Origin of the sequence: Paracoccus bogoriensis, assembly GCF_019431455.1 — a bacterium.
Taxonomy (GTDB): domain Bacteria; phylum Pseudomonadota; class Alphaproteobacteria; order Rhodobacterales; family Rhodobacteraceae; genus Paracoccus; species Paracoccus bogoriensis.
Genome location: NZ_JAHYSR010000012.1, coordinates 97,912 through 104,683, shown reverse-complemented (window position 1 = coordinate 104,683; position 6,772 = coordinate 97,912). Strand labels below are relative to the sequence as shown.

6 protein-coding genes are annotated in these 6,772 nt (G+C 66.6%); 1 reads left to right on the top strand and 5 read right to left on the bottom strand.

All coding sequences use genetic code 11. The features are described 5' to 3' along the window. Window positions 1–384: 384 nt before the first annotated feature. The 4 genes from KY389_RS08065 to KY389_RS08050 form a co-directional block, all read right to left on the bottom strand. A complete protein-coding gene (locus tag KY389_RS08065; RefSeq protein ID WP_219830384.1) occupies window positions 385–2,631 on the bottom strand; it encodes an adenosylcobalamin-dependent ribonucleoside-diphosphate reductase in 2,247 nt (748 codons plus the stop codon). A gap of 43 nt (window positions 2,632–2,674) precedes the next feature. Further along, window positions 2,675–3,544, bottom strand: coding sequence for a lyso-ornithine lipid O-acyltransferase (gene olsA / locus KY389_RS08060; protein ID WP_219830383.1), 870 nt, complete (start codon window positions 3,542–3,544; stop codon window positions 2,675–2,677). Beyond that, a complete protein-coding gene (gene olsB, locus KY389_RS08055; RefSeq protein WP_219830382.1) occupies window positions 3,541–4,326 on the bottom strand; it encodes an L-ornithine N(alpha)-acyltransferase in 786 nt (261 codons plus the stop codon). The genes olsA and olsB overlap by 4 nt, the downstream gene beginning before the upstream one ends. Before the next feature lie 166 nt (window positions 4,327–4,492). After that, entirely contained in the window at window positions 4,493–4,672 is a 180-nt protein-coding gene (locus KY389_RS08050) for a DUF3553 domain-containing protein (protein WP_219830381.1), read from the bottom strand. Between the two features lie 39 nt (window positions 4,673–4,711). Here KY389_RS08050 and KY389_RS08045 point away from each other — a divergent pair, with 39 nt between their 5' ends. After that, window positions 4,712–5,338 (top strand): histidine phosphotransferase family protein, encoded by a 627-nt coding sequence (locus KY389_RS08045; RefSeq protein ID WP_219830380.1) that lies wholly within the window; start codon window positions 4,712–4,714, stop codon window positions 5,336–5,338. Between the two features lie 6 nt (window positions 5,339–5,344). Here KY389_RS08045 and KY389_RS08040 read toward each other — a convergent pair whose 3' ends face one another. Further along, a complete protein-coding gene (locus KY389_RS08040; protein ID WP_219830379.1) occupies window positions 5,345–6,607 on the bottom strand; it encodes a glutamate-5-semialdehyde dehydrogenase in 1,263 nt (420 codons plus the stop codon). Window positions 6,608–6,772 lie beyond the last annotated feature (165 nt).

Here is a 6,772-nt window from a genome sequence, read left to right as displayed (position 1 = left end):
ATTGATCCCCCGGATCAATCGCTTAACGCTTGAACCATACCCCTGCAAAACCCCGACAATCTGTTCTTCGGTAAAACGTGATTTGCGCATCGTCTGTTCTCCTTGTTCTCACGAACGTTACAAGAACAAACTCTCCTTTTGAATGGCCCGGATTCTTGGGGGCAGGTCATAAACCCGCCTGACCCCGGATATCGTCACAAAAATGTCAGTCTGGCGTCAACAATATCAATCACTTGCGCGATTAGCTGTCGAACTCCGCAGGACCGCATCTTGTGAAATGTCCAGCTTTCACCCGGCGGAAAAGTCATGCCTGCGGCAGGGAACATCACGGGCGGCAAAAGGACAACCTTTGGCTGTCAGGCCAACGACGACGGCGTCGCAAGGTCAGCCGCATTTCGAGTGGCCGCAATGAGGGCAGGTCAGGCAGCCCTCGACCATCCGCATCCCGGACTGGCCGCACGAGGGGCAGGACCGCGGGGGCGGATTGTCCGGGCTTTCGGTCCCGCGCGGATCGGCCTTCAGGCCCAGCCCCTCGCCCGTCAGAAAACCTGTGGCGATCATGTGGCGCTCGATCACACCGCCGATCGCCGCGAGGATCGAGGGAACATAGCGCCCACCCATCCAGGCGCCCCCGCGCGGATCGAAGACGGCCTTGAGCTCCTCGACCACGAAGCTCACATCGCCACCGCGCCGAAACACGGCCGAGATCATCCGCGTCAGCGCCACCGTCCAGGCGAAATGCTCCATGTTCTTGGAATTGATGAAGATTTCGAAGGGGCGGCGCTGACCGTCCTGAAAGATGTCATTGATCGTGATATAGATGGCATGGGCCGAGCCAGGCCATTTCAGCTTGTAGGTTGCGCCCTCCAGCGCGGGAGGGCGGGCCAGGGGTTCGCCCAGGGCGGCATCGCCGGGATTGGGGGGCGCGGCGGGGGTCGGCGCGACCGACAGGACGCTGCCGGTCACCGCATTCGGACGATAGGTCGTGCAGCCCTTGCAGCCCAGATCCCAGGCGGTCAGATAAACGTCCTTGAAGGCGTCGAAGCCGATATTCTCGGGGCAGTTGATCGTCTTGGAAATCGAGCTGTCCACCCATTCCTGCGCCGCCGCCTGCATCGCCACATGGTCGCGCGGGGCAAGGGTCTGGGCATCGACGAAATGATCGGGCAAGGGCGCGTCGCCATGCAGGTCGCGCCACAGGCGGACGGCGTAATCGACGACCTCTTCCTCGGTCCTGGTGCCGTCCTTTTGCAGCACCTTGCGGAGATAGGTGTGGGCAAAGACCGGCTCGATCCCCGAGGATACGTTGCCCGCATAGAGGCTGATCGTCCCGGTCGGCGCGATCGAGGTCAGAAGCGCATTGCGGATGCCGTGTTCGGCGACGGCCTGCCGGACATCCGCATCCATCCGCGCCATGAAGCCCGAAGCCAGGAAGGCATCCGCCTGAAACAGCGGGAAAGGCCCCTTTTCGCGCGCCAGATCGACCGAGGCCAGATAGGCCGCCCGCGCGATGGCCTTCATCCAGCCGCGCGTCGTCTCGACCGCGTCGGGGGCGCCGTAGCGCAGGCCCAGCATCGCCAGCGCATCGGCCAGACCCGTCACGCCCAGCCCGATGCGGCGCTTGGCCTGCGCCTCGGCCGCCTGCTGGGGCAAGGGAAAGCGCGAGGCATCGACGACATTGTCCATCATCCGCACCGCCACGCGGACCAGATCGTCCAGCGCGTCGAGGTCCAGCGCCGCGTCCGGCGCGAAGGGCGCACGGACCAGACGCGCCAGATTGAGCGATCCCAGAAGGCAGGCGCCATAGGGCGGCAGAGGCTGTTCGCCGCACGGATTCGTCGCGGCGATGGTCTCGGCATAATGCAGGTTGTTCTGGGCGTTGATGCGGTCGATGAAGATAACGCCCGGTTCGGCATAATCATAGGTTGCGCGCATGATCCGGTCCCAGAGATCGCGCGCCTGCACGGTGCGGAAGACCCGGCCGCCAAAGACCAGATCCCACGTCCCGTCCGCCTGCACCGCCTGCATGAACGGGTCGGTGACAAGGACCGACAGGTTGAACATCCGCAGCCTGGCGCTGTCGGCCTTGGCGGCGATGAAATCCAGGATGTCGGGGTGGTCACAGCGCATTGTCGCCATCATCGCGCCGCGCCGCGAACCCGCCGACATGATCGTGCGGCACATCGCGTCCCAGACATCCATGAAGGACAGCGGCCCCGAGGCATCCGCCCCCACCCCTGCCACGGGCGCGCCACGCGGCCGGATGGTCGAGAAATCATAGCCGATCCCGCCGCCTTGCTGCATGGTCAGCGCGGCCTCTTTCAGCGCCTCGAAGATGCCCGCCATGCTGTCGGGAATGGTGCCCATGACGAAGCAGTTGAACAGAGTGACCGACCGACCCGTCCCCGCCCCGGCAAGGATGCGGCCTGCGGGCAGGAAGCGGAAATCCTCGAGTGCGCCGTAGAAGCGGCCCTCCCACAGAGCGGGGTCTGCCTCGATCCGGGCCAGGTCGCGGGCGACGCGGCGCCAGCTGTCCTCGACGCTGGCTTCAAGGGGGCGGCCCTGGGCGTCCTTCAGCCGGTATTTCATGTCCCAGATCTGTTCGGCGATGGGCGCGGCGAAGCGGGTCATCATCTCTCCTGCCTGTCGGACGCGCGGCAAAGGGCGCGGCGGATCAGATCAGGATATCAGAGCCCAACCCCGCGCGCACGGCTTCCTGCGTCTTTTGCGCCAGGGTCTTGCGCGTCTCGCCCGCGACGGGGACCGGCGGGTGAAGCCTGACGGTCACGCGGCCCTGCCGGGGCGCGGCCAGCACGGTCAGCAGATGCGGGCCAAGCTCCATATCCGACCACCAGCCGTAGAAACGCGGATCGCGGCCTTCGGGGGCGTGATAGGCCACGCTCATGGGCTGGATCGCCAGATCGGCGGGCAGGCCCTCGTCCAGAAAGGCCTGGAACAGCGTCGGCTTGAAGGGCAGAACCCGGCGGCCATCGGTCGATGTGCCCTCGGGGAAGAACAGAAGCCTGTGGCCCGCGCGCAGCCGGTCGCTGAATTCCTGCGCCTGCTGGCGGGCCAGGCGCGGGTCGCGGGTGATGAAATGGGTGTTCGTCACGCGGGTCAGGACGTTGATGCCGGGCCAGCCCGCCACCTCGGCCTTGCTGACGAAAAAGACCGGGGCAGCGGCGTTCATCACCAGGATGTCGAGCCAGCTTGAATGATTGGCGACAATCGCGCCGGGCTGGCTCATGACGCGGCCATGGCACTGCCAGCCGATGCCGATGACCGCCAGGACAAGGCGGCAGACGATCTGCACATGCGGCCCCGTCCAGGGGCGGCGGGGGCCGTGCAAGAGGCGTTCCACCCCGCGCAGGGGCAGGATCAGCAGGACGCCCAGCAGAAGGATCAGGATGGCGGGCAGGCCGCGCCGGATCACGCGCCACCAATCCCCCGCGCCCTGCGCGCCGGGCAGAGGCGGCGGCACCCCCTCGCGCCATGTCGCCTCGCGGGTGGCCGAGGTCGGGATCGGCGGGGCGGCGTTGCTCATGCGGTCTGCCGGCGGCTTTCGTAGAATTCGCGGTGCTTCGAGGACATGGCGGCGGTGTCCATCATCACGAACACATCGGTCGTGTTGAAGTCGCGGTCGATGAAGGCCCCCTCGCCCACCGTGCCGCCAAGGCGCAGATAGGCCTTGATCAGCGCGGGCATACCCAGCATCGCCTCGCGCCGGTCCAGCCGCTCGGGGGGGATCAGGTCCATGCGCTGATAGCCTGCGGGGCGGGCAACGGGGCGCAGATCGGCGGGCGCCAGATGGTGGTGGTGCAGCCAGGCCAGCGAGGGCGCCAGCATCGGGATGTCGGTGCCGTGAAAGCTGGCCACGCCGAAAAGGATCTCGATCCCGTGGTCCAGCACGTAATCGGCCAGCGCGTTCCACATCAGGAACATCGCCGCCCCGCCCCGCTGTTCGGGATCGACGCAGGACCGGCCCAGTTCCAGCACTGGCCGCCCCGATGCGCGCAAAGGCGACAGGTCATATTCGCCGTCGCAATAGAAGCGCCCGAATGCCGCGGCCCGGTCGCCCGGCAGCAGCCGATAGACGCCGACGACATGATCCAGCGCCTCGGCGTCGCGGCGGGTGTCGATCAGGCAGAGATGATCGACGACCGGGTCGAATTCGTCACGCTCCAGCCGCCGGTCGTGATCGACCAGCGCGCCGTCGCCGCCCAGTTCCTCGATAAAGACGCGATAGCGCAGGCGCTGGGCTGCCAGCAAGTCTTGCGGCGTCTTGGCCAGACGGATCTGGAAAAAGGCGGGTTCGGCACGGTTCACGGGCAGGTCCGGTCTGTTTCGGGGACGGTCTTGGCTGCTTGCGGGCGGTTCTAGGTAAAGCGGCCCCCCATTGCAACAGAACTTGCCGCGATGAGACAGGAGGGGCTTGCGAAGATCAACCTTGGGTTGCAAAATCGGCTCGAACGATCCCGACGATCACATAGGATTACATGTCGTTGAACCGCACAATTTCCAGCACGACGCGCCGCCCGTCGATCACCTGCTTGCCCGCTTCGGCGAAATTCACCGTGATGCGGTCGCCGATGCGCGACTGGACCTGCCCCTCGCCCCATTCGGGGGCTTGGGGGTGGCGCACGATCATGCCGGGTTCCAGAATGTCGTTCACGGCCTCGTCCCCTTGTTTGGCCAACGCAGGGTATCAGACATGAACGCGCGGTCAAACAGGATGGCTTCGGCGGACCTGGCCGGGCTGGTGGGCGCGCGGCTCTGCCATGATCTGGTCTCGCCGCTTGGCGCGATCGGCAACGGGGTCGAGCTGTTGCAGATGTCGCCCGATTTCCCCGGCCTGGGCGACAGCCCGGAAATGATGTTGATCGCGGATGCGGTCGCCTCGGCCCGGTCGCGCATCCAGGCCTATCGGATGGCCTTTGGGCTGGCGGCAGGCGATCAGCGGGTGAGCCTGGCCGATCTGAAGCGGCTGGTCGAGGGCGCCACCGGGTCGGGCCGGCTGGCGGTCACGCTGGATGCAAACGGCGATTTCGCGCGAACCGAGGTGCGGATGCTGCTGCTGGCGCTGATGTGCCTGGAAACGGCCATGCCCTGGGGCGGGCAGGTTCTGGCGCTGCGGGTCGTGCCGGGCTGGCGGATCGTGGCGGAATGCGATCGGACACGGATTGATGCGGATCTGTGGGCCTGGCTGACCGGCACGGGCACAGCCCGCGCGCCCCAGCCATCCGAGGTGCAGTTCCCCCTGCTGTCCGAGGCCGCGGGCGCCGCAGGCCGGAACCTGCGGGCCGAGATCGACGAGAGGGGTGCCGAGATCGTCTTTTGACGCGGCTCAGGCGCGGATGGTGCCGTCGCCGGTGACCAGATACTTGAAGCTGGTCAGCTGTTCGGCCCCCACAGGGCCGCGCGCATGCATCTTGCCGGTGGCGATGCCGATTTCCGCGCCCATCCCGAATTCGCCCCCATCCGCGAACTGGGTCGAGGCGTTGTGCATCAGGATCGCGCTGTCCAGACCGGCAAAGAAGCGGTCGGCCACGGACTGATCCTCGGTAATGACCGATTCGGTATGCTGGCTGCCGTGGCGGCGGATATGGGCGATGGCCTGCTCGATCCCGTCCACGGGACGCGCGGCGATGATCATGTCCAGAAACTCGCGTCCGAAATCGTCGGGTTGCGCGGGAATCGTGCCGTCGATCTGCAATTCGCCCTCGGCCCGAACCTCGACGCCGACCGCGATCAGGTCGCGGATCAGATGGTGGCCATGCCGCGCCAGATAGGCGCGGTCGATCAGCAGGCATTCGGCCGCGCCGCATATGCCGGTGCGCCGGGTCTTGGCGTTCAGCACCACGCGCCGCGCCTTTTCGGGGTCGGCGGCGCCATCGACATAGATGTGGCAGATGCCTTCCAGATGGGCAAAGACCGGCACCCGCGCCTCGGACTGGACAAGGCCCACAAGCCCCTTGCCGCCGCGCGGGATGATCACGTCGATCAGCCCCTGCGCGCCCAGCATGGCGCTGACCGCCGCGCGGTCGCGCGTGGGCACCATCTGGATCGCCGTTTCGGGCAGGCCCGCGGCGCGCAGTCCATGAACCATGCAGGCATGGATCGCCGCGCTGGATTGCAGGCTTTCCGACCCGCCGCGCAGAATCACCGCATTCCCGGATTTCAGCGCCAGCGCGCCCGCATCGGCGGTCACGTTGGGGCGGCTTTCATAGATCACCCCGATCACGCCGATGGGCGTGCGGACGCGGCGGATATGCAACCCCGTGGGCCGGTCCCATTCGGCGATGACCTGCCCCACCGGGTCGGGCTGGCTTGCGACCTCGCGCAGGCTTTTCGCGATCGCCTCCAGACGCGGTGCGTCCAGTCGCAGCCGGTCCAGCATCGCATCCGACAGGCCCTTGTCGCGGCCATGGGCCAGATCGGCCTCGTTCGCGCGCAGGATCGCGTCCTGCTGGGCGGTGACGGCATCGGCGGCGGCGATCAGCGCGGCCTCTTTCCCGGGGGCTGGGGTCTGGGCCAGAACCACCGCCGCCTCGCGGGCAGCCGTGCCAAGGGCTTCTATCAATTGCCGGGCCTGGACCATATCCGTCATCGCATCCTCCGATAAGACATTCGCGCCCCCAATAGCGGCTTTGGCGACCAAGGGGAATGTCAGGATCGGGGATATCTGGCGGGAAGAAGTGGCGCGGTTGACGGGGCTCGAACCCGCGACCCCCGGCGTGACAGGCCGGTACTCTAACCAACTGAGCTACAACCG